Here is a 22103-nt window from a genome sequence, read left to right on the forward strand (position 1 = left end):
GAGCCGGTCCGCACCCCGCCGGCGCACGTCGGTCCGGCCCACGTCGCCGGGCCGCCCACCGGGTCCCTGCCCGTGGTCCTCATGTTCTCCGGGCAGGGCTCCCAGTACTACCGGATGGGCGAGGAACTCTTCGACGAGGACGAGGTGTTCCGCACCGCCCTGCAGCGCTACGACGCCGTGGTCGCCGAGGCCCTGGGCGAGTCCGTGCTCGCCCGGCTCTTCGACCCGGCCAAGCGCAAGAACGACCCCTTCACCGACACCCGGATCACCCACCCGGCGATCGTCATGATCGAACTCGCGCTGGCCGAGAGCCTGCGGGCGGCCGGGATCGAGCCCGACTACCTGCTCGGCTCCAGCCTCGGCGAGTACGCGGCGGCGGCCGTGTCGGGCAGCATCGACCCGCTGGAGTGCCTGCGGGTCCTGGTCCGGCAGGCCGACGGCCTGCGGGCCGGCCCGCGCGGCGGCATGCTCGCCGTGATCGCCCGGCCCGAGGCGCTGGACCGGGTGCCGGAACTGCACGAGTGCGAGGTGGCCGCCCGCAACTACCCGGGCCACTTCGTGGTGGCGGGCACCGAGCAGGCGCTGGCCCGGGCCGAGGCGGCGCTGCGCGCGGCCGACGTGCTGCACCAGCGGGTGCCGGTCGAGTACGCCTACCACTCCGGCCTGATGGACCGGGTGCTCGACGAGTGCCGGGGAGCCCTGGACGGCGTGGAGTTCGCCCCGCCGCGGATTCCGTGGGTCTCCTGCGTGGACGGCCGCCTGGTCGGGCGGGCCACCGCGGAGCACTTCTGGCGGGTGGCGCGCCTGCCCATCGAGTTCGAGCGGACCATGGCCGGGATGCTGGGCCGCGGCGACTTCCTCTACCTGGACCTCGGCCCCTCCGGCACGCTGCACAACTTCGTGCGCAACAACCTGCCGGCGGGGGCGCGGTCCAGGTCGCTGCCGCTGCTCAGCCCGTTCGGCCACGACCGGGAGGTGACGGCCAGGGCCCGCCGGCTCGCCGCCCCGAAGCCACCGGCACCGGCACCGGTGTCCCCGGCCCCGACGACAGCAGCCCCGAAGACACCGGCCCCGACGACAGCAGCCCCGAAGACGGCAAGGAAGGCACGCGGCATGAAGGTCTACGGTTTCCCAGGTCAGGGGTCGCAGCAGCGGGGGATGGGCAGGGAGCTGTTCGAGCGGTTCCCCGAACAGACCGCGATCGCCGACCGGGTGCTCGGCTACCCGATCCAGGAGCTCTGCGTCCTCGACCCCGAACGCAAGCTCGGCCGCACCGAGTTCACCCAGCCCGCGCTCTACGTGGTGAGCGCCCTGAGCTACCTGGACCGGCTGGCCCAGGACCCCGAGCCCGCCGACTTCCTGATCGGCCACAGCCTCGGTGAGTACGTCGCACTCTTCGCCGCCGGGGTCTTCGACTTCGAGACCGGGCTGCACCTGGTGCGCCGGCGCGGGGAGCTGATGGCCGCCGCCGGCGGCGGCTCGATGGCCGCGGTGGTCGGCACCGACGAGGCCACGGTGACCCGGGTGCTCGCCGAGTCCGGGCTCGACGGCCTGGACCTCGCCAACCACAACGCGCTCGACCAGTTCGTGATCTCCGGGCCGGGCGAGCAGATCGACGCGGCCTGCACCGCTTTCGAGGCCGCCGGCGCCCGCGCGGTGCGGCTCAACGTCAGCGCCCCCTTCCACTCCCGCTACATGCGCGACACGGCCGCAGAGTTCGCCGCCTACCTGGACGGCTTCACGCTGCACCCGCCGACCGTCCCGGTGCTCGCCAACGTGGACGCCCAGCCGTACGCGCCGGGCGCGCTGAAGCAGACCCTGACGGCGCAGATCGCCTCCCCGGTCCGCTGGACCGAGACGGTGCGCCGGCTGATGGGGCTCGGCGACTTCGACTTCGTCGAGCTGGGACCGGGGCGGGTGCTCGGCAAGTTGGTCACCAAGATCCGGGCCGCCGCCGAGCCGCTGCCCGCCCCGACCCTGCCGCCCGCGCCCGCGCCTGAGCCGCAGACCGTCCCCGTCGCGTCCGTCCCCGCCGTCCCCAGCGCTGCCCCCGCCGCCCGTGTTGCTCACGCTGCCCCCGCCGCGCTCAGCCCCGACGACCTGGGCGCCCGCGGCTTCCGTGAGCGCTACGGGCTGCGCCGCGCCTACCTGGTCGGCTCGCTCTACGGCGGCGTCTCCGGCCCCGACCTGCTGCGCGCCTCGGCCAAGGCCGGGCTGCTCGGCTTCCTCGGCACCGGCGGCCTCGCGCCGGCCGAGGTGGAGCGGCAGCTGCGCGCGCTGACCGGCGAGCTGGGCCTCGGCGGCGCCTTCGGCGTCAACCTGCTCTACCGCCACGGCGCACCGGAGCAGGAGTCCGCCCTGGTCGACCAACTGCTGCGCCACGGCGTCGATCTGATCGAAGCCTCCGGCTTCCCGCTGATCACCCCGGCGCTGGTCCGCTTCCGCCTCAAGGGCGGGCGGATCATCGCCAAGGTCTCCAGGACCGACGTCGCCGCCGAGTTCCTCGCGCCGCCGCCGCAGCACCTGGTCACCCGGCTGCTCGCGGCCGGCGAGGTGACCGAGGAGGAGGCCCGCGCCGCCGCCGCGCGTCCGATGGCCGACGACCTGTGCGTGGAGGCGGACGGCGGCTGGCTGAGCAGCACGGCCGACCTGCTGACCCTGCTGCCCTCGGTGCTCCGGCTGCGCGACGGGGCCGCCCGGCCCGGCGGCCACCGGGTGCACGTCGGCTGCGCGGGCGGCATCGGCACGCCGGAGGCGGCCGCGGCGGCGTTCCTGCTCGGCGCCGAGTTCGTGCTGACCGGCTCGGTCAACCAGTGCACGGTGGAGGCGGCCACCAGCACCCAGGTCAAGGACCTCCTCCAGGAGGCACGCGAATACGACGTCGACACCGCGCCCTGGGGCGAGATGTTCGAACTCGGCGTCCGCGCCCGCTACCTGAAGCGCGGCCTCTTCTTCCCCGCCCGGGCCGCGAAGCTGCACGACCTGTGGCGCCGCCACACCTCACTCGCCGACCTCGACAGCGACACCCGCACCCAGGTCCTCGACCGCTACCTCGGCGGCGAGCTGCCGTCGGCCGCGGCGCCTGGCGGGGACCCGAAGGCGGAGCTGACCGCGCTGTGCCGGGGCTACTTCGAGCGCGGTTTCCGCCTCGCGGTGACGGGCGACCAGCGCGCCAGGGTCGACTACCTCGTCCACTGCGGCCCCTCGATGGGCGCCTTCAACCAGGTGGTGGCCGGCACCGGGCTGCACCCCTGGCAGGCCCGCACGGTCGCGGCCGTCGCCGACGTCCTGATGGAGGGCGCGGCGGCCCACATCACCACCCGCCTGCGCGCCTTCGGCTGACCCGCGCCAGCGCGACCGCGGACCCGGCCCCTGCCCCGGGGGCCGGGCCACGGCTGCGCCACCACCTCCGCGCCACGACCTCCGCGCCAGCACCTCCGCGCCAGCACCTCCGCGCCACGACCTCCGCGCCACGACCTCCGCGCCACCACCTCCGCGCCCGCCCCGGGATCCCCGCCGCACGGCCCCTTCGGTGAGATGCTCGACCCCGTCGCGCCGCCCCTGACCTGGGCGGCCTCTGATTGCGGGCAGACCCGGACGGGCGAGGGAAGGGCGCGGATGACGTCGCAGCAGATCTTCATCGGGGCCGGCCTGATCGTGGTGCTCGCCGTGGGCGGGCAGGTGCTGGCGGCCCGGCTGCGGATCCCGGCGATCATCGTGCTGCTGCCTCTCGGCTTCGCCGCGGGCGCGATCACCGACGACGTCCACCCGGACCGCATCCTCGGCCCCGCCTTCGCCCCGCTCGTCTCGCTGGCCGTCGCGGTGATCCTCTACGACGCGGGCCTCGGGCTGGACCTGCGGCACCTGCGCGGCGACACCCGGCGGGTGGTCAACCGCCTGGTCTGGGGCGGCCTGGTGCTGACCACCGTGATCGCGGGGGTCACCGCGGCCCCGCTGCTGGGGCTCTCCGCCCAGGCCGCCGCCATGCTCGGGGTGATCCTGGTGGTCTCCGGCCCCACCGTGGTCGGACCGCTGCTGACCTTCGTCCGCCCGGAGGTGCGGCTGCAGCGGATCCTGCTCTGGGAGGGCTCGCTGATCGACGCGGTCGGCGGCATCGCCGGCGCGCTGGTCTTCCACGCGCTGCTCAACGACCGCCGGCACGGCCTGGGCGGCGGCAGCGGGCAGTTCCTGGCCAGCATCGGCATCGGGCTGCTCGGCGGTGCAGTCGGCATCGCGCTGCTCTGGTGGCTGCTGGTGCGCCTGCGGCTGGGCGAGATCCTGGGCACGACCGTCCAACTGGCGGTCGTGATCGGGGTCGCCGCCGGCTGCGACGCGATCCGCGACGACACCGGACTGATCGCGGCGATCGCGACGGGGGTGGCGGTGGCGACCCTGCCCGACTTCCACTTCGCGATCCGCCGGCCGTTCTTCGAGGCACTGGTCTCGCTGGTGGTCGGCGTGCTGTTCATCTCGATCTCCGCCACCGTGACCTGGGACTCGCTGCGGCCGGTCGTGCTGCCCGCGCTGGGCCTGGTGGCCGTGCTGGTGGTGGTCGCCCGCCCGCTGCTCGCCTCCCTCTGCACGATCGGCACCGAGCTGTCCGAGGGCGAACGGGCCTTCCTGGGCTGGATGGCGCCGCGCGGCATCGTCGCGGCAGCCACCGCGGCCACCTTCTCCGCCGGGCTGGCGTCGGCCGGGATCGGCGGGGCCGCGAAGATCCTGCCCGCCACCTTCCTGGTGATCGTCGCGACCGTCACCCTCTACGGGTTCACCGCCACCCCGGTGGCCCGACTGCTGGGCGTGGTGCGCCCGGCCCGCACCCGGCCGCTGCTGGTGGGCGGCGACCCGTGGGTGCTGGAGCTCGGCCGACTGCTGCGCGCGGCCGGGCTGGAGGCACTCCTGTGGGCCGGGCGCACCACGCAGCGCGAGCGGATCGCCGCGGCCGGTCTGGACCTGGCCGAGGGCGACCTGCTGGACTGCGCCAGCGGGGAGGGCGCCGAGACCGAGAGCATCACCGCCGTCTACCTGCTCACCGGAGACGACGAGTTCAACGCCCTGGTGGCCGTGCTGCTGGCACAGGACGAGGACCGGGAGGTCTACCGGCTGGCCCCGGCCGAGCCGATGCAGCACGGCGCCGAGGCCGGTCCCAGCGGTGCCGTGCTGTTCGGCGCCGGGCTGACCGGCGCCGACCTGGCCGACCGCTTCGCCCACGGCGCCCGGCTCACCACCCGTCCCGCCACCACCGGCCTCCCGCCCGGCCACGACCTGCTCTTCACCGTGGCCCCGGACGGCCGCCTGCTCCCGGGCGGCCCCGGCCCCGCCGGGAAGCCGGGCACCGCCGCGGTGCAGATCCTGCTCGGCCCGGCGGCCGGGCACCGGTGACCGGACCGGCCCCGGCCCCTGCCCGACCGCTCACTGCGGCCGGTCCGCTGCCGCGGCCGAGTCGGCCGGCAGGAGTGGCTGCAGTGCTCCGAGGGCGGCGCCGACGCAGATGTCGCGCAGTTGGGTGCGGGTGCAGGTCTCCTCGGTGAGCCAGTCGACGCAGAGGATCTGGACGAAGACCAGCCAGCTCTTCAGCACGCCGGAGACCGCTTCGCGGGCGGACGCGTCGGCGAGCGGCAGCACGGTGAGCAGCCGGGCACGCAGGGCGTCCAGTTCGTTGGTCATGATGGTCCCGATCACCGGGTCGCCGGCGAGCACCCGGTTGGCGGCGAGGACGGCGTTGCGGTTCGCGACGAAGTAGTCCAGGTGCACGTCCATGCCCTGGACGAGCTGGTCCACCAGGGACTCGGCGGGATCGATCCGGGTCTCGGCGAGCAGCCGGTCCGAGGCCTGCCGGTACACCGCCGCGAAGAGCGCGTGCTTGTTCGGGAAGTGGCGGTAGAGCAGCGCCCGGGAGACACCCGCCGCTTCGGCCACCTGCTCCATCTGCACGTCGTCGTAGGGGTGGGCGGCGAACAGCCGGGCGCCGACGGCCAGGAGCTGGTCCCGGCGGTCGGCGGGGGTGAGGCGCTGGCGGGGAGGCATGGCGGAATCTTACTTGACACATGTCTACCAGGGTCTACCTTAGTGGACACATGTCTACTAAGGCGGGGTGGAAATCATGGCCAGGACCCTCCGGGTGCTCGTGCAACTGATGGGCTGGGCGTGCGTGGCGATCGGGCTGTTCCACGTGCTGCTCGGCAACGCCGCGATCCCCGGCGCGGGCGGCGCCGGGGTGACGGTCGACAGCTGGGGCCGCTTCATGGGGGCGGGCTTCGCCGGGTACGGGCTGGCGTGGCTCTGGGCCGCTCGGTAGCGCCCGATCCCGGCGGCGGCGGTGCGGGTGCTGGCCGGCGTCCTCCTGCTCGGCGCGGCGGGCCGGCTGCTCTCGCTGGCCCGGTACGGCTGGCCGCAGTGGTTCCAGATCGCCCTGACCGTGATCGAACTCGTCCTGCCGCCCGTCTGCTTCCTGCTGGCCGACGCGGAGGAGCGGGTGGCGTCGGCGCACGCGGCGCCGGTGCGCTGAGGGGGCTCGGCGCACCGGCGGCCGGTGAAGCGTCAGGTATCGGTCCCGGTCAGCCGACTCCGCTGCCCGTCCCCGTGCCCGTGCCCGTCCCCGTGCTGGTGCCCGTGCCGGTGCTGCCCGTGCTGCCCGCGGGTGCCACGCCGGTGCCCGTGCCCAGGAGCCGGCCCTTGGCCGCCTGGTACTCGTGCTCGGTCAGGGCGCCGCTGGCCTTGAGGTCGGCGAGTCTGGCCAGCTGATCGACGTGGGATCCGGATCCGCCGTCTCCCGGCGCCCCGGCCGCGTCACGGATGTACTGCTTGACGGCCGCGTCCGTCTGCCGGGCCTGCTCGCGATCGCGTTCGGCCATCGACTTTCCGCGCACGATCACGTAGAGCAGGATGCCGAGGAAGGGCAGCAGGATGACCAGGACGATCCAGCCGGCCTTGGCCAGGCCGCCCATGTCATGGCTGCGGAAGATGTCGGAGATGACCTTGAAGAGGAGGAACAGCCAGAGGATCCAGAGGAAGAACTCCAGCATGGTCCAGAAGAGGTTGAGCAGGGGGTAATCGGTCATGTCGGCTCCTGGTGTGGCTGGGCCTGCCCCGAGCGGACCATTCAGGCATATCAGCCAGGTGGCAGGCCTGCGACCGGTGGCGCAGCCGTGCCGGAATCACGGTGCCCAACCCTCTGGGCGGGCAAAGACCACGCAAAGGCCGACCCGCGGCGGGCCGGATCCGCGAAATCCACCACTGGTTTCTGTTCCCAGTGACACCGAGCGACGACAGACTGTTCAACTATGATGATCAACCAGGATGTTCTTCCGATTGCTGACGGTGTCTATGCCCGCCTGACCACGCCGAGTGCCGGCTGGGGGCTCTCCAACGGCGGGCTCATCGCCTGCCCCAGCGGCCCGGCCGCCTGGGTCGACGCCCCCTATGACCGGCGTCTGGCGGAGGAGTTCCGCGTCGCGAGCGCCCCGCTGCTCGCGCCCGGCGGCACCGTCGAGTCCGTCTTCGTCACCCACGGCAACGGCGACCACCTGTGGGGCGCCTCGGTGCTGCCGGAGGCGGAGATCATCGCCACCGAGGAGACGGTCCACCACATCGAGTTCGACCCCGACCCGGCCACTATGCGTGCGCTGGTGCACAGCGGCGCCACCGACCCGGTCACCCGCTACCTGCTGCGGCACTTCGGCGGGTTCGACTGGTCGGACTGCGTGCCGGTGCTGCCCACCCGGACCTTCACCGGCGAACTCGACCTGCAGGTCGGCCGGATCCCCGTCCGGTTGCGCACGGTCGGCCCCGCGCACACCAGCGGCGACCTGATCGTCCACCTGCCCGAGCAGCAGGTCGTCTTCGCCGGCGACGTCATCTTCGCGAGCACCGACGAGCAGCCGGGCGACCACGTCGTGCACTGGGCCGGCCCGCTGTCCGGCATCATCCGGGCCTGCCAGGACATCCTGGACACCGGGGCGCAGACCATCGTCCCCGGTCACGGCCCGCTGCTGGACCGGGCCGGGGTGCGTTCCCACATCTCCTACCTGGAGTACCTCGCCGAGCGGGCCGGGGCCCTGCACAGCGCCGGGTTCACCCCCTACGAGGCGGCCCGGCAGCTGGCGACCGAGCGCCGCTACCCGGAACTCGGCCTGGTGGAACGCCTGCTGGTCACCCTCAGCAGCGAGTACCGGTACCTGGACGGCAGCACCGAGACCCCGAACCCGCTCGCCGTCGCCGGCCAGATGGCTCAGCTGGCCTGGGAGCTGGAGGAGTCCGCCTGACCGACGCGGTGCCTACCAGGGCAGCGGACCACCGGCGGCGAAGAATCCGCCGGTCGGTCCGTCCGGCCCCAGCAGCGCCATCCTGACGATGATCTCGGCGCCCTCCTCGACGGTCTGGTGGCCCGCGCGCCCGTTCAGGTCCGTCGCGGTGTAGCCCGGCTCCACCGCGTTGATCCGGATGTCCGGGAACGCCTTCGCGTACTGCACGGTGACCATGTTGAGCGCGGTCTTGGACGCGGGGTAGGCGACGCCCGGGAACCCATGCGCCACGTCCTGCGGGTCGCTGACCCGGGTCAGCGAGGCCAGGCCGCTGCTGACGTTGACCACGACCGGGGCCGCGGAGCGCCGCAGCAGCGGCAGGAACGCGTGCGTCACCCGGACCACCCCGAAGACGTTCGTCTCGAACACCGAGCGCATCGTGTCGGCGGTCAGCTCGGCGGCGCCGATGGTCGAGTTGTCCGGCCCGTGCTGCTCCACGCCGGCGTTGTTGACCAGGACGTCCAGACCGCCCGCGGCCTCGACGGTCCGCACCGCCGCGGCGACGGAGGCGTCGTCGGTGACGTCGAGCAGGACCAGTCGGGCCCCCAGCGCCTCGGCGGCCCGGCGCCCGCGCTCCTCGTCCCGGCTGCCGAGGTGGACGGTGTGGCCGGCGGCGACGAGCCGTCGGGCGGTCTCGAAGCCGAGACCCTTGTTGGCGCCGGTGATCAGTGTTGTCGTCATGCCCCGAGCCTGCCCCCCGGCCACCGGGTCCAGCCAGCTGCCCGCTCTTCCTGGGACTGGTGGTACCAGGCAGTTCCCCGGCCGCCGAGGCACACTGGTCCGCATGACCACAGGGGAGTTCGGACCGGCACTGCGCCGCTGGCGCGACCGGGTCGCGCCGGTGGACGCCGGGCTGCCCGGCGGCGGGCACCGGCGCGCGGCCGGCCTGCGCCGCGAGGAACTGGCCCTGCTGGCCGGGATCTCCGTCGACTACGTCACCCGGCTCGAACAGGGGCGCGCCGCCAATCCGTCGGCGCAGGTCGTCGAGGCCCTGGCCAGGGCGCTGCGACTGTCGGCCGCCGAGCGCGCCCACCTGTACCTGTTGGCCGGGCTGGCACCGCCGGGCCCGCTGACGGTGCCCACCCACATCACCGCGAGCGTCCAGCGGCTGCTGGACCGGCTGACCGGCACCCCCGTCGCCGTCTTCGACGCGAGCTGGACGCTGCTGCTGGCCAACCCGCCCTACGCGGCCCTGATGGGCGACCCGTCGGGCCGGCGCGGCAACGAGCGCAACGGCGTGTGGCGCAACCTGCTCGGACCGGGCGGCCGGGTGCGGCACACCGAGCAGGAGCGGCCGCGCTTCCAGAGTGCGCTCGTCGCCGACCTGCGCGAGGCCGCCGCCCGCTACCCGGCCGACCAGCGGCTGCGCGGGCTCGTCGCCGAGCTGCGCGCGAAGAGCGAGCGGTTCGCCGAACTGTGGGACTCCGGCGCGGTCGACCGGCACGAGGCCGCGCGCAAGACCATCGACCACCCGCAGGTCGGCCCGCTCACGCTGGACTGCGACACGCTCACCGTGGCCGGCAGCGACCTGCGCATCATGGTCTACACCGCCGAGCCCGGCACACCGGACGCCGACCGGCTGGCGCTGGTCGTGACCCTGGGCACCCAGAACCTGGGCACCGAGAACCTGGGCACCCAGGACCTCAGCACCGAAAACCTGAGCACCCAGAACCTCAGCACCGAGAACCTCAGCACCGAGAACCGGGGCACCCAGAGCCTCGGCACCCGGAACGTCGACGTGTGAAGCCCGAGCACCCGGACCCTCAGCGGCCGGCCGGCGGCGGGACCCGGTGGCTCGGGTCCTCCTCGGGGGTGATCTCCCGCGGGCCCCGGGCGAAGGTGTGACAGAACTCGACCGCCTCCTCGAAGGTGATCGCCGGCAGCGGATCGGCGTCCGGCATCGGCACGGCGGAGCCGATCGTGTACCGGTGCCGCGTCACCTCGCCTGCCCACACCGGCGGTTCGGTGCCGGCGAAGGCCAAGGGGCCCGCCGTCCCGCCCAGTTCCCCGGCGACGGTCCACTGTTCGCGCAGTTCCAGCACCCCGGGCTCCGGGCAGTGCCAGCGCAGCCGGGTCACGCAGAGCGAGTCCGCGTTGAACCAGGCGCTCCACCCCCGCCCGTCGCCGAGCAGCCCCAGCTCGGAGGCCTCCATCACGCCATAGGAGAACGGCACACTGCTCCAGTGGCCGACCAGCAGCTCATTCAGGTCCACCCGGCCATCTTCGCACCGGTCGGCGAGCCGTAAATCGGTTGCCACCGCGGGCGGCCGGCTGATCCACTGCCCGGCGGCGCCGCAACGCCCCAGCGCCCCCATCGACCAAGGAGCACACCCATGCGTCCACTGTCTGCGTCCCTCGCCGCCGAAACCATCGCCGAATCGAAGGACCTGACGCACCGTGCACATGCTGAACCTGGGCATCCTGGCGCACATCGACGCCGGTAAGACCAGTCTGACCGAGCGGCTGCTGCACGCCGCCGGAGTCGTCGACGAGTTGGGCAGCGTCGACGACGGCAGTACCCGGACCGACTCGCTGGCGCTGGAACGGCAGCGCGGGATCACCATCAAGGCGGCGGTCGTGTCGTTCGCCGTCCGGGGAGCGACGGTCAACCTCATCGACACCCCCGGCCACCCGGACTTCATCGCCGAGGTGGAACGGGTGCTCGGCGTGCTCGACGGCGCCGTGCTGGTCGTCTCGGCCGTCGAAGGCGTCCAGGCGCAGACCCGCGTGCTGATGCGCACGCTGGAGCGGCTGCGCATCCCGACCCTGCTCTTCGTGAACAAGATCGACCGTCGCGGCGCCGACCGCGACCGGGTGCTGCGCGAGATCGCCGAGCGACTGACCCCGGCCCTGGTGCCCCTCGGATCGGTCACCGGGAGCGGGACGCGCGCGGCGGCCTACGCCCCTTACGCCGACTCCGACCCCGCCTTCACCGCCGCGCTCGTCGACCGGCTCGCCGAGCAGGACGACGAGTTCCTGGCCGCCTACCTCGCGGACGAGGCGAAGGCCTCGGCCGGCGGGCAACTGCGCCGTCGGCTCGCGGCGCTGACCTCGCGCGGGCTGCTCCACCCGGTGCTGTTCGGCTCGGCGATCACCGGCGCGGGCATCGACGCCCTGCTGACCGGCATCGCCACGCTGCTGCCCGCCGCGGGCGTTGACGCCGAGGGCGAGCCCAGCGGCACGGTCTTCAAGGTGGAGCGCGGACCGGCGGGGGAGAAGATCGCCTACGTCCGGATGTTCGCCGGGACGGTCCGCACCCGCGACCAGGTGGGCTTCGGCGCGGGCGACGACCGGCGGGCCGGCAAGGTCACCGCCGTCGAGCTGTTCGAGGACGGCTCCTGCGTGCGGGCCGACGCTCTCGCCGCGGGCCGGATCGGGCGGCTCCGGGGCCTGGGCGAGGTGCGGGTCGGCGATCCGCTCGGCGCGCACCCCGGCCCGGCGGGGGAGCAGCGCCACTTCGCGCCGCCGACCCTGGAGACCGTCGTCGTCCCCCGGGACGGCGCCGGCCGGGCCGCGGTCCATCTCGCGCTGGCCCAACTCGCCGAACAGGACCCGCTGATCAACCTGCGCCAGGACGACCTGCGCGGCGAGGTGTCGGTCTCGCTGTACGGGGAGGTCCAGAAGGAGGTCATCCAGGCCACCCTCGCCGACGAGTACGGGGTCGCGGTCGACTTCCGCGAGACCACCACCATCTGCGTCGAGCGCCTGTGCGGCGCCGGCTCGGCCGTGGAGGTCATCGCCAAGCCGCCGAACCCGTTCCTGGCCACCGTCGGGCTGCGCGTCGAGCCGGGCCCGCCCGACTCCGGGGTGCGGTTCGAACTGGCGGTCGAACTCGGCTCGCTGCCACTGGCGTTCATCAAGACGGTGGAGGAGAGCGTCAGCCGGACCCTGACCCAGGGGCTGCACGGCTGGCAGGTGCTGGACTGCACGGTGACCATGACGCACAGCGGCTACTGGGCCCGCCAGAGCCACGCCCACGGCACCTTCGACGCCAGCATGTCCAGCACTGCCGGGGACTTCCGCCACCTCACGCCGCTGGTGCTGATGGCGGCGCTGCGGCAGGCCGGCACCACGGTCCACGAGCCCGTGCACCGGTTCCGGCTGGAGCTGCCGAACGATGCGTACGGCCCGGTGCTGCCGCTGCTGACCCGGCTCGGGGCCCTCCCGCACGCCCCGGTGCCGCACGGCGCCGGCTGCCTGCTGGAGGGCGAGATCCCCGCCGCCGCGGTCCACCGGCTGGAGCAGCGCCTGCCGGGGCTGACCCGCGGCGAGGCCGTCCTGGAGTACGCCTTCGAGCGCTACCGCCCGGTCCGCGGGGCGACCCCGGAGCGGGCGCGCACGGACCACAACCCGCTGGACCGCAAGGAGTACCTGCTGCACGTCCAGCGCCGGGTCTGACCGCAACGCCGCCGGGAGCCGCACCTGCGTCCCGGTCCACGGGCGCTGAGCCTGGCGCGGCCGAACACCCCAGCCGGGGCCGCCCGTTCACGCGGGCGGCCCCGGTCGATCCGGCTACCCCTTGCCGGCGGTCCGGTAGGTGCACACGTTGACGCCCGTGCTGCCGGTGACCGTGGAGACGAGTTCGAGCGTGCGCAGCGCCCCGTCCTCGGGGAAGATCGACTTCCCGCCGCCGAGCAGCACCGGCATGACCATCAGCCGCAGCTCGTCGACCAGCCCTTCGCCCAGCAGCGCGCGGACCAGGGTGGGGCTGCCCATCACCAGCAGGTCGCCGCCCTCGCTCCGGCGCAGCTGTTCGATCCGGGCCACCGCGTCCTGGCCGGGGATGCGGGTGGAGTTGCGCCAGCCCGGCTCGTCACCGAGGGTGCTGGAGACGACGTACTTGGGGATGGCGTTCATCCGGTCGGCGAAGGGATCGCCGGCCCGCTCGGGCCAGGCGGCGGCCATCGTCTGCCAGGTGCGGCGCCCGAAGAGCAGCGCCTCGGCCGTGGCCAGCGCCTCGGAGAAGGCGCCGCCCACCACCTCCGGGTCGAAGAACGGGTGCGACCAGCCGCCGTGCGCGAAGCCGCCGTCGGTGTCCTCCTCGGCGCCGCCCGGCGCCTGCACCACGCCGTCCAGGCTCATGAACTCGCTGACCACGATGCGCATGGGGTTGCTCCTCGTCCTCGTTCCGGGGTGACGGCACAGCAGACTGCCGCACAGGTGTGACAACCGGTGGGACAACACACCGAACCGCAGCCGTGACGCTCGCAGCCGCGCCGCTCGCAGCCGTGACGCTCAGACCCCCGCCGGCTGGGGGTCGGCCGGGTCCGCGCGGGGCGCGGCCACCGGTGCGTCGGCCGCGTCCGCCAGGAGCAGCTCGTCGAACGGCGCCTGGCCGGACAGCACCCGGTGCAGCTGACCGTGGTCCAGCTCCTTGGTCCAGTGCCCGATCAGCACGGCGGCCACCGCGTTGCCGGCGAAGTTGGTCAGCGCGCGGGCCTCCGACATGAAGCGGTCGATGCCCACGATCAGCCCGACGCCGTCGACCAGTTCGGGCCGGTGCGACTGCAGACCGCCGGCCAGCGTGGCCAGGCCCGCACCGGTGACCCCGGCGGCGCCCTTGCTGGCGATCACCATGAAGACGAGCAGCGAGAGCTGCTGACCGAGCGACATCGGCCTGTCCATCGCCTGCGAGATGAAGATCGAGGACATCGTCAGGTAGATCGCGGTGCCGTCCAGGTTGAACGAGTAGCCGGTCGGCACCGTGATGCCCACCACCGGGCGGCTGACCCCGAGGTGCTCCAGCTTGGCGATCAGGCGCGGCAGCGCGCTCTCCGAGGAGGAGGTGGAGAGGATCAGCAGGAACTCCCGGCCCAGGTAGCGCAGCAGGGCGAGCACGTTGACCCCGGCCACCAGGCGCAGCAGCAGCCCGAGGACGACCACCACGAAGAGCACGCAGGTCAGGTAGAAGCCGATCATGATGACGGCCAGGCTCTTCAGCGCGGCGGTGCCGGTGGCGCCGACCACGGCGGCCATCGCGCCGAAGGCGCCGATCGGGGCGACCCACATGATCATCGACATGATCCGGAAGACCAGCCGCTGCAGGTGCTCGATGCCGCGCAGCACCGGTGCGCCGGCCGCGCCCATCGCCTGCAGCGCGAAGCCGGCCAGCAGGGCGACCAGCAGGGTCTGCAGGACCTGGCCCTGGGTGAGCGCGGAGACCAGGGTGTTCGGGATGATCCCGAGCAGGAAGTCACTGGCGCCGGTCGCCTGGCCGGCCGCCGCCTGGGCATGGCCCGCCTTGGCGAGCGCCGCGGTGAGGTGCAGTCCGGAGCCGGGTTCCAGCAGGTTGCCGACGACCAGGCCGAGGCCCAGCGCGATGGTGGAGGTCACCAGGAAGTAGCCCAGGGCCAGGCCGCCGACCCGGCCGACGCTGGCGGCCTTGCTCACCGAACCGACGCCCAGCACGATCGTGCAGAAGATCACCGGGCTGATCATCATCTTGATCAGGTTCACGAATCCGGTGCCGACCGGCTTGAGGCCGACCGCGAACCCCGGCGCCAGCAACCCGACCAGGATGCCCGCGAGGACCGCGGCCAGCACCGCGAGATAGAGGTACTGGGTGCGGTCGGTCGCCCGTCTGGTCCGGTCGCTCCGGTCCGTACTGATGATCGCCATGGCTGTCGGCTCCTTTGCCTCGCTGCGGCCCACGGGGGGACGGGCCGCTCCGACTATCGGCGGCGGGCGTGACGACGGTCACGTTTGCGTTCATAGAGTTCACGAGGGCCGGACCGGCCCCGATCGGCGCCCGAGCAGCGGCCCGTCGGTCCGAGGCCGCCCGGACCAGGGCCTCTCGTGAGGGAGGCGCTAAGGCAGACTGTCCGCCATGCCGCGCCCACCCCGTCCCACCCGACCACCCGGCAGCGCCCCGCCCGCCGCCGGCCGGCGCCGCCGCCGGCTGCCGCGCAGCCTGGCGGGCCAGCTGTTCTCCGTGCAGATCGTGATCGTGGCCGCCGTGGTGGCCGGATGCGCGGTGCTGGCGTACCTGGGCGCCGGGGAGCGGGCCGAGCAGAGCGCGCGCCGCCAGGTGACCGCCGCCGCGCGGGCGGTGGCGGACTCGCCGTCGGTGCGGGCGGCGATCGTCGGCCCCGACCCGACGGCGGTGCTCCAGCCGTACGCCGAGCAGGTCAGGGCGGACAGCGGGGTGGACTTCGTGACCGTGCTGGACACCCACGGGATCCGGCTCGCGCACCGCGACCCGGCGCAGATCGGCAAGCCGTACCTCGGGCACATCGGGCAGGCGCTGGCGGGGGAGACCTTCACCGAGACCTACACCGGCACGCTCGGCCCCTCGCTGCGGGTGATCACCCCCGTGCGGGACGACAGCGGACAGGTGATCGGGCTGGTCAGCTCCGGCATCACGCTGCAGTCGATCAGCGAGCAGCTGCGCGGACCGCTGCTGGCCCTGGTCGGCGTCGCGCTGGCCGCGCTCGCCCTCGGCGGCCTGGGCACCTACCTGGCCAACGCCCGGCTGCGCCGGCACACCCACGGCATGGGCGCCGCCGAGCTGAGCCACCTGTACGAGTACCACCAGGCGACCCTGCACGCGGTGCGCGAGGGCCTGGTGCTGCTCGACCCGGCCGGGCGGGTGGTGCTCTGCAACGACGCGGCGCGCGAGCTGCTGGACCTGGACGAGGACGTCGAGGGCCGGCCGTTCGCCGACCTCGAACTGCCCCGGGCGCTGACCCGGGCGGTGCTGGCCGAGGGCCCGGTGCTCGACGAGGTGCACCTGACCGCCGAGCGGGTGGTGGTGCTCAACACCTCGGCGATCGGCACCGGCCCGGCCGGCCCCGCCCGGGTGCCGGGCCGCCCGATGGGCACCGTGCTGACCCTGCGCGACCACACCGAACTCCAGTCGCTGAACGGCGAACTGGACTCGGTGCGCGGCTTCACCGAGGCGCTGGGCGCGCAGGCGCACGAGGCCGCCAACCGGCTGCACGCGGTCGTCTCGCTGGTCGAACTCGGCCGCTACCAGGAGGCGGTGGAGTTCGCCACCGCCGAACTCGCGCTCGCCCAGCGGCTCACCGACCGGGTGGTCGGCGCGGTCGGTGAACCGGTGCTGGCCGCGCTCCTGTTGGGCAAGGCGGCCCAGGCCGCCGAGTCCGGCGTCGAGTTCGTGCTCAGCGAGGACAGCCGGATCGACGACGGCGTGCTGCCGCCCGACCTGCCCGCCCGCGACCTGGTGACCATGCTCGGCAACCTGATCGACAACGCCCTGGACGCCGCGATCCTGGGCGCCGGCGACCACGCGGCGGCCCCCGAGGTGACGGTCACCGCGCGCACTGACGCCGGCCAGCTGCTGCTGCGGGTCGCCGACACCGGCCCCGGGATCGACCCCGATGCGGTCGAGTCGGTCTTCCGGCGCGGCTGGTCCACCAAGGAGGGCGGCGGCCACGGGCTGGGCCTGGCCCTGGTGGCGCAGGCCGCGCGGCGCAACGGCGGCACGGTGGAGGTGGGACGCGAACGCGGCGCGGTGCTCACCGTCCGGCTCCCGCTGACCACCGGCGCCGCGCGCCCCGCGGGCCGGGTGGGGGCGCCGTGAGCCCCTGGCGATCGGGCCCGATCGAGGTGCTGGTGGTCGAGGACGACCCGGTGGCCGCCGACGCGCACACCCGCTACGTCGGCCGCACCCCCGGCTTCCGGGCGGCCGGCACCGCGCACACACTGGCCGCCGCGCTGCGCTTCCTGGAGCGGACCCGGGTCGCCGGCACCCCCGTCGACCTGGTCCTGCTCGACCTGCACCTGCCCGACGGCCACGGCCTGCGGCTCTGCCGTGCGCTGCGCGCCGCCGGGCACGAGACCGACATCATCGCGGTCACCTCGGCCCGGGAGCTGGCCACCGTCCGCCAGGCGGTCTCCGCGGGCGTGGTGCAGTACCTGCTCAAGCCGTTCAGCGCCGCCGCCCTGCACGAGCGCCTGGACCGCTACGCCCGCTACCGCCAGAGCCTGGCCCGCAGCGGCGAGGCCACCGGGCAGGATGAGGTGGACCAGGCCTTCGCCGTGCTGCGCACCGCCGAGCGCAGCAGCCTGCCCAAGGGCCTGAGCGCCCCGACCCTGGAGACCGTGGCGGCGGTGCTGCGCGCGGCCGACGGCAGCATCTCGGCCGCCACCGCGGGTGTGGCGGCCGGCGTCTCGCGGATCACCGCCCGCCGCTACCTGGAGCACCTGGTGGACGTGGGCCTGGCCGTGCGCGAGCCGCGCTACGGGCAGGTCGGCCGCCCGGAGCTCTGCTACCGCGCCCGAAGGCCCGACCGGGGCTGACGGGTCCGAGCCGGGGGCCGGCCTCTTGCGTGCACCCTCGGGCGAACATGTTCGTCACGTACTTGTTCGCTACGAACATGTTCGTTACGCTTCAGGAGTGACCACAACCCCTCAGCCCCCCAGAAGCCGCCGCGAACGCCCGGCGAAGCCGCCCCTGAGCAGGGCGGGCATCATCGGGGCCGCGGTTGCGATCATGCGTGCCGAGGGCCTGGAGAAGGTGACCATGCGCCGCCTGGCGCAGGAGCTCGACACGGGCCCCGCCTCGCTCTACGTCTACGTGCGCAACACCGCCGAGCTGCACGCCGCGATCCTCGACGAGTTGCTCGGCGGCATCGACCTGGGCCCGGCCGAGGGGCACGGGGACTGGCGCGGCCGGCTGGAGCGGATCCTCACCGACTACACCGCGATGCTCTTCGAGCTGCCGGGCCTGGCCCGCTCCGCGCTCTCCGCGCGACCCGGCGGACCGCACTACCTGAACCTGATCGAGGCGCTGCTCGCCCTGCTGGACGAGGGCGCGGTACCGCCCGGGCAGGCGGCCTGGGGCGTGGACGTACTGCTGCAGTTCGCCACCGCCACCGCGGCCGAACACGCCACCCGCGGCCAGTCGGGCCGGGCCGGGGCCGACTGGGACGCCCTCACCCGGGCGCTGCACGGCGCCTCCCCGGACACCCACCCGCAGATCGCCGCCCTGGCGGCCCCGCTGATCTCCGGCGCCCCGGAACAGCGCCTCGCCTGGGGCTTCCACGTGCTGCTCAACGGCATCCTGCACACCCCCACCCCGGTCGCCCCCGCCCACCACGGCCCCCCACCACGCCCCGAGCCCACACCAGGAGACAGCAGATGACCACCCACACCCACACCCCGATCGCCATCGTGGGGGCCGGCCTCGGCGGCCTCACCCTGGCCCGCGTCCTGCACCTGCACGGCATCGCGGCCACCGTCCTCGAGCTCGACGCCTCCCGGCACGCCCGGGTCCAGGGCGGCATGCTCGACATCCACGAGGAGTCCGGCCAGGCCGCGCTGCGCGCGGCCGGCCTGTACGAGGACTTCCGCCGGCTGGTGCTGCCCGGCGGCGAGGCGACCCGGGTGCTCGACCGGCACGCCACCGTCCACCTGGCGGAGGACGACGACGGCACCGGCACCCGTCCCGAGGTCGACCGCGGCCGGCTGCGCGACCTGCTGCTCGACGCGCTGCCCGCCCAGGCCGTCCGCTGGGGCGCCAGGACCACCGCCGTGCGCACCCTGGCCGACGGCCGGCACGAGCTCACCCTCGCCGACGGCGGTACCGTCACCGCCGACCTGCTGATCGGGGCGGACGGCGCCTGGTCGAAGGTCCGCACGCTGCTCTCCGCGGCGCGCCCCGCCTACAGCGGCCTGTCCTTCGTCGAGACGGACCTGCCGGACGCCGACGTCCGCCATCCCCGCAGCGCGGCCGTGGTCGGTGGCGGCATGCTCTTCGCGCTCGGAGCCGGCCGGGGCTTCCTGGCGCACCGCGAGTCCGACGGCAGCGTGCACGTCTACGCCGCCTTCCTGGCGCCCGAGGACTGGGCGGCCGGCATCGACTTCACCGACCGAGGGGCTGCCGCCCAGGCCGTGCTGGCGCACTTCGACGGCTGGGACGAGAGCCTGACGGCGCTGATCGGCGACAGCCGGCACCCGCTGGTGCCGCGCCCGATCCACGCGCTGCCGGTCGGCCACCGCTGGGAGCGGGTGCCCGGGGTGACCCTGCTGGGCGACGCGGCCCACCTGATGTCGCCGTTCGCCGGCGAGGGCGCCAACCTCGCCATGCAGGACGGCGCCGAGCTCGGCCTGGCCCTGGCCGACCACCCCGGCGACACCGAGGTCGCGCTCGACGCCTATGAGAAGGCGATGTTCCCGCGCAGCGAGTCGGCCGCCGCCGAGTCCGCCGCCAACCTCGTGCTCTGCTTCGCCGAGGACGCGCCCCGCGGGTTGGTCGCCCTCTTCACCGGTGGCGGCGACCCGGCCGCGGACGCCCCCGCCCCGGCGGTGTGAGCTGGGCCATCGGGGCGGGGGTGGTGGATCTTGGTGGCGGGTGCGGGGCGTGGGGGCGGGGTGACGGTGGGTGGAGTTTGTGGTCGGGCTCACGGGCGGTGGGCGGTGATGGCGGCCACATCGGGGGGTGCGGGGTGGTGGCCGGGCCGGTGTTTTCAAGGGTTTCAGGGGCGGGTTACCGGTGGTATTGCGGGTCTGGCCTGGGGTTCTGTGGTGATTGCTTGATGGCGGCCGGGGCGGGCCCGTAGCTTCGTTGGTGTCGGCGCGGCGAGTCCCGGGTGTCCCGGGCGGGCCGCGCTTCTTCCTGCACAGGCGAGTTGGCCCTTCGGGGTCTGGTTCCGCCTTGTCTTTTTGGCTTGTCGAGAGGATTTATATGACTTTCCGTAACGAGACCACTGTGGCCACCGTCAGCACTGCTGCCCGTCGGCGCAACCGGCGGCGGATGGCCGTGCTGGGTGGCGCTCTGGCGGTGCTGCCGGTGGCCGGTCTTGTGACGGCGACGGCTTCTTCGGCTGCTCCGGCGTCGGCCTGGGACAAGGTGGCGCAGTGCGAGGCGACGGGGAACTGGGGCATCGACTCCGGCAACGGTTTCTACGGCGGTCTGCAGTTCACGCCGTCGACGTGGGCGGCGTTCGGTGGCACCGCGTATGCGGGGCAGGCGAACCAGGCGACCAAGGCGCAGCAGATCGAGATCGGCGAGAAGGTCCTCGCCGCGCAGGGCCCCGGTGCCTGGCCGATCTGCTCCACCAAGGCCGGCCTCGCCTGACACCGGGGCAACAACAGCAGCTACGGCAGCAACGGCAGAAACAGCAGCACAGCGCACAGCGCCGCAGCGCGGGCCGGGATCACCCCGGCCCGCGCTGCGGCGCTGTGCGCTGCCTGACGGACCGTCAAGGGCAGCTCGCACGCGGCGCTGTGGGCGCAGTAGCGCCTATTGACGTAGCCGGTCCCGCGATGTGACTGTTGCACCGGCACTCTTCAATGGACACCTCGGGCAAGGTCCGTGCGCCGCGCGCAGCCGTGGCACGGGCCCGCGCCGACTGTCCGTCGGGCGGTTGACGGCCGCTCGGCCGCGCCGTCGATGAACGCACCAGGTATCAGCACGGTTCTGATCGCGCGAGTCTCGCGAGCCCAATCTTGACGTGCCCACGTCATCTGGTGCGAGCTCGCGCCCGGTGAGAGGAAGCCCCCTTTGATGAACCTCCGCAAGGCCACCCTGGCGGCCCTGGCGGTCGGCGCACTGGCCGTCGCCCCGACCATGCTGCCGGCCGGTGCGGCGCAGGCGCAGGGCACCGCGAGCCCGCACCTCGGCTCGGCCGCGACCCTGCCCAACCCCGAGCTGGCCAGCCGGGGCACCGCCCAGGTCTGCGCCGGCATCGCGCACAACCGCTGCATGGCGCAGGTCGTCACCGTGGCCGCCGGCTCGACCAAGAAGCTCGCGACCAGCACCCCGGCCGGGTACGGGCCGGCCGACTTCGCCGCCGCGTACCACCTGCCGGCCGTCACCTCCGGCCCGGCCAACACCATCGCGATCCTGGACGAGGGCGCCTTCCCGACCCTCGAAGCCAACCTCAACGCCTACCGCGCGCAGTACGGCCTGGCCGCCTGCACCGCGGCCAGCGGCTGCTTCAAGCAGGTCGACGAGCACGGCGGGGCGCCGCTGGCCCCGGGCACGACCGACGACGAGAAGAACTTCGACGAGCAGGTCGGCGTCGAGACCACGCTGGACGTCGACATGGCCACCGCCGCCTGCCCGACCTGTCACATCCTGGAGATCACCGTCAACCGGGACATGACCAGCAGTGAGGACCAGGCGGCCGAGGACTTCGGCGTCGCGATGAACACCGCCGCCGCGCTCGGCGCCTCGTCGGCCAGCGTCAGCTACCAGTTCGACCCGGACGCGACCCTCGACCTGGGGCAGGCGGCCCGCGACTTCTACCACCCCGGCATGGCGATCACCGCCTCCTCGGGCGACGGCGGCTACGAGGGCACGCCCTCCGGCTGGCCGCAGAACCTGCCCACCGTCACCTCGGTCGGCGGCACCGCGCTCTACCGCACCCCCGGTGCCGGCCACAACGGCTACTCCGAGGTCGCCTGGGACGGCTCCGGCAGCGGCTGCGCCGCCGAACTGCCGCCCGCGCTCGGCCAGCCCACCAGCGTCGCGGCCAACTGCGGTGGCCACCGCGCCGCTTCGGACATCTCCGCGGACGCCGACCCGACCACCGGCGCGGCCGTCTACGACGACTACACCCCGTTCACCGGCTCGCAGCAGTCCTGGCTGGTGGTGGGCGGTACCAGTGAGTCCAGCCCATTCATCGCCGGTGTCTACGCCCGCGGCGGCCACGTGGCGTACGTCGAGGGCCCCAACACCCTCTACGCCGCCCCGTCCTCGGCGTTCAACGATGTGACGATGGGTCAGAACGCGCCCGCGAACGCCGGCTGCACGGTCGTCTGCACCGCGGGCCGCGGCTGGGACGGCCCGACCGGCCTGGGGACGCCGAACGGCCTGTCCGGCTTCTAGGGATC

17 protein-coding genes and 1 pseudogene are annotated in these 22103 nt (G+C 73.9%); 12 read left to right on the forward strand and 6 right to left on the reverse strand.

The window, feature by feature from the left end; genetic code table 11:
- Positions 1 to 81: 81 nt before the first annotated feature.
- Entirely contained in the window at positions 82 to 3342 is a 3261-nt protein-coding gene (gene fabD / locus OG500_RS34760) for an ACP S-malonyltransferase (RefSeq protein WP_442907161.1), read from the forward strand.
- Positions 3343 to 3618: 276 nt separating this feature from the next.
- On the forward strand, positions 3619 to 5382 hold the full coding sequence (locus OG500_RS34765; RefSeq protein WP_329586166.1) for a cation:proton antiporter: 1764 nt from the start codon (positions 3619 to 3621) through the stop codon (positions 5380 to 5382).
- Positions 5383 to 5412: 30 nt separating this feature from the next.
- On the opposite strand, the gene OG500_RS34770 is transcribed toward OG500_RS34765, so the two are convergent.
- Positions 5413 to 6027, reverse strand: coding sequence for a TetR/AcrR family transcriptional regulator (locus tag OG500_RS34770; RefSeq protein ID WP_329586170.1), 615 nt, complete (start codon positions 6025 to 6027; stop codon positions 5413 to 5415).
- A gap of 76 nt (positions 6028 to 6103) precedes the next feature.
- Here OG500_RS34770 and OG500_RS34775 point away from each other — a divergent pair.
- Positions 6104 to 6508 (forward strand): annotated as a pseudogene (locus OG500_RS34775) (DUF4345 domain-containing protein).
- A gap of 49 nt (positions 6509 to 6557) precedes the next feature.
- Here the strand turns inward: OG500_RS34775 and OG500_RS34780 are convergent.
- The gene (locus OG500_RS34780; protein WP_329586173.1) at positions 6558 to 7061 is read right to left on the reverse strand and encodes an SHOCT domain-containing protein; all 504 of its coding nucleotides are present in this window, start codon (positions 7059 to 7061) and stop codon (positions 6558 to 6560) included.
- A 222-nt stretch (positions 7062 to 7283) separates the two neighbouring features.
- On the opposite strand from OG500_RS34780, the gene OG500_RS34785 reads away from it, so the two are divergent.
- Positions 7284 to 8264, forward strand: coding sequence for an MBL fold metallo-hydrolase (locus tag OG500_RS34785; protein ID WP_329586176.1), 981 nt, complete (start codon positions 7284 to 7286; stop codon positions 8262 to 8264).
- 12 nt (positions 8265 to 8276) lie between these two features.
- Here OG500_RS34785 and OG500_RS34790 read toward each other — a convergent pair whose 3' ends face one another.
- Positions 8277 to 8984, reverse strand: coding sequence for an SDR family oxidoreductase (locus OG500_RS34790; protein ID WP_327070824.1), 708 nt, complete (start codon positions 8982 to 8984; stop codon positions 8277 to 8279).
- A gap of 103 nt (positions 8985 to 9087) precedes the next feature.
- Between OG500_RS34790 and OG500_RS34795 the strand changes: the two genes are divergently transcribed.
- Entirely contained in the window at positions 9088 to 10047 is a 960-nt protein-coding gene (locus OG500_RS34795; RefSeq protein ID WP_329586180.1) for a helix-turn-helix transcriptional regulator, read from the forward strand.
- 19 nt (positions 10048 to 10066) lie between these two features.
- Here the strand turns inward: OG500_RS34795 and OG500_RS34800 are convergent, their stop codons facing one another.
- Positions 10067 to 10516 carry a hypothetical protein gene (locus tag OG500_RS34800; RefSeq protein ID WP_329586183.1) on the reverse strand — a complete coding sequence of 150 codons (450 nt, stop codon included), beginning with the start codon at positions 10514 to 10516 and terminating at the stop codon, positions 10067 to 10069.
- A 184-nt stretch (positions 10517 to 10700) separates the two neighbouring features.
- Here OG500_RS34800 and OG500_RS34805 point away from each other — a divergent pair, with 184 nt between their 5' ends.
- Positions 10701 to 12701 carry a translation factor GTPase family protein gene (locus tag OG500_RS34805; protein WP_329586186.1) on the forward strand — a complete coding sequence of 667 codons (2001 nt, stop codon included), beginning with the start codon at positions 10701 to 10703 and terminating at the stop codon, positions 12699 to 12701.
- Between the two features lie 114 nt (positions 12702 to 12815).
- On the opposite strand, the gene OG500_RS34810 is transcribed toward OG500_RS34805, so the two are convergent.
- Both OG500_RS34810 and OG500_RS34815 read right to left on the reverse strand, forming a co-directional pair.
- Positions 12816 to 13409: a dihydrofolate reductase family protein gene (locus tag OG500_RS34810; RefSeq protein WP_329586189.1), complete on the reverse strand. Its 594-nt coding sequence runs from the start codon at positions 13407 to 13409 to the stop codon at positions 12816 to 12818.
- Between the two features lie 129 nt (positions 13410 to 13538).
- Positions 13539 to 14921, reverse strand: coding sequence for a cation:dicarboxylate symporter family transporter (locus OG500_RS34815; RefSeq protein WP_327070829.1), 1383 nt, complete (start codon positions 14919 to 14921; stop codon positions 13539 to 13541).
- A gap of 208 nt (positions 14922 to 15129) precedes the next feature.
- Here OG500_RS34815 and OG500_RS34820 point away from each other — a divergent pair, with 208 nt between their 5' ends.
- The 6 genes from OG500_RS34820 to OG500_RS34845 all read left to right on the forward strand — a co-directional run bounded on the left by OG500_RS34820 (position 15130) and on the right by OG500_RS34845 (position 22098).
- Positions 15130 to 16845: a sensor histidine kinase gene (locus tag OG500_RS34820; RefSeq protein ID WP_327070830.1), complete on the forward strand. Its 1716-nt coding sequence runs from the start codon at positions 15130 to 15132 to the stop codon at positions 16843 to 16845.
- Positions 16842 to 17564: a response regulator gene (locus OG500_RS34825; protein WP_329586195.1), complete on the forward strand. Its 723-nt coding sequence runs from the start codon at positions 16842 to 16844 to the stop codon at positions 17562 to 17564. The genes OG500_RS34820 and OG500_RS34825 overlap by 4 nt, the downstream gene beginning before the upstream one ends.
- A 97-nt stretch (positions 17565 to 17661) precedes the next feature.
- On the forward strand, positions 17662 to 18408 hold the full coding sequence (locus tag OG500_RS34830) for a TetR/AcrR family transcriptional regulator (RefSeq protein WP_442907104.1): 747 nt from the start codon (positions 17662 to 17664) through the stop codon (positions 18406 to 18408).
- Entirely contained in the window at positions 18405 to 19577 is a 1173-nt protein-coding gene (locus OG500_RS34835; protein ID WP_329586201.1) for an FAD-dependent oxidoreductase, read from the forward strand. Before OG500_RS34830 ends, OG500_RS34835 begins: the two co-directional genes overlap by 4 nt.
- A gap of 373 nt (positions 19578 to 19950) precedes the next feature.
- Positions 19951 to 20343, forward strand: coding sequence for a transglycosylase family protein (locus OG500_RS34840; protein WP_329586204.1), 393 nt, complete (start codon positions 19951 to 19953; stop codon positions 20341 to 20343).
- 429 nt (positions 20344 to 20772) lie between these two features.
- Complete coding sequence (locus tag OG500_RS34845; RefSeq protein WP_327070835.1) at positions 20773 to 22098, forward strand: S53 family peptidase; 1326 nt, start codon at positions 20773 to 20775, stop codon at positions 22096 to 22098.
- The last annotated feature ends 5 nt before the right edge of the window (positions 22099 to 22103 follow it).

This window comes from Kitasatospora sp. NBC_01250, from assembly GCF_036226465.1.
Lineage (GTDB): Bacteria > Actinomycetota > Actinomycetes > Streptomycetales > Streptomycetaceae > Kitasatospora.

What these genes read in the sequence shown, in the direction of transcription:
- fabD (WP_442907161.1), top strand. Translation starts at nt 82, where the DNA reads ATGTTCTCCGGGCAGGGCTCCCAGTACTACCGGATGGGCGAGGAACTC.
- OG500_RS34765 (WP_329586166.1), top strand. Translation starts at nt 3,619, where the DNA reads ATGACGTCGCAGCAGATCTTCATCGGGGCCGGCCTGATCGTGGTGCTC.
- OG500_RS34770 (WP_329586170.1), bottom strand. Translation starts at nt 6,027, where the DNA reads ATGCCTCCCCGCCAGCGCCTCACCCCCGCCGACCGCCGGGACCAGCTC.
- OG500_RS34780 (WP_329586173.1), bottom strand. Translation starts at nt 7,061, where the DNA reads ATGACCGATTACCCCCTGCTCAACCTCTTCTGGACCATGCTGGAGTTC.
- OG500_RS34785 (WP_329586176.1), top strand. Translation starts at nt 7,284, where the DNA reads ATGATGATCAACCAGGATGTTCTTCCGATTGCTGACGGTGTCTATGCC.
- OG500_RS34790 (WP_327070824.1), bottom strand. Translation starts at nt 8,984, where the DNA reads ATGACGACAACACTGATCACCGGCGCCAACAAGGGTCTCGGCTTCGAG.
- OG500_RS34795 (WP_329586180.1), top strand. Translation starts at nt 9,088, where the DNA reads ATGACCACAGGGGAGTTCGGACCGGCACTGCGCCGCTGGCGCGACCGG.
- OG500_RS34810 (WP_329586189.1), bottom strand. Translation starts at nt 13,409, where the DNA reads ATGCGCATCGTGGTCAGCGAGTTCATGAGCCTGGACGGCGTGGTGCAG.
- OG500_RS34815 (WP_327070829.1), bottom strand. Translation starts at nt 14,921, where the DNA reads ATGGCGATCATCAGTACGGACCGGAGCGACCGGACCAGACGGGCGACC.
- OG500_RS34820 (WP_327070830.1), top strand. Translation starts at nt 15,130, where the DNA reads ATGCCGCGCCCACCCCGTCCCACCCGACCACCCGGCAGCGCCCCGCCC.
- OG500_RS34835 (WP_329586201.1), top strand. Translation starts at nt 18,405, where the DNA reads ATGACCACCCACACCCACACCCCGATCGCCATCGTGGGGGCCGGCCTC.
- OG500_RS34840 (WP_329586204.1), top strand. Translation starts at nt 19,951, where the DNA reads ATGACTTTCCGTAACGAGACCACTGTGGCCACCGTCAGCACTGCTGCC.
- OG500_RS34845 (WP_327070835.1), top strand. Translation starts at nt 20,773, where the DNA reads ATGAACCTCCGCAAGGCCACCCTGGCGGCCCTGGCGGTCGGCGCACTG.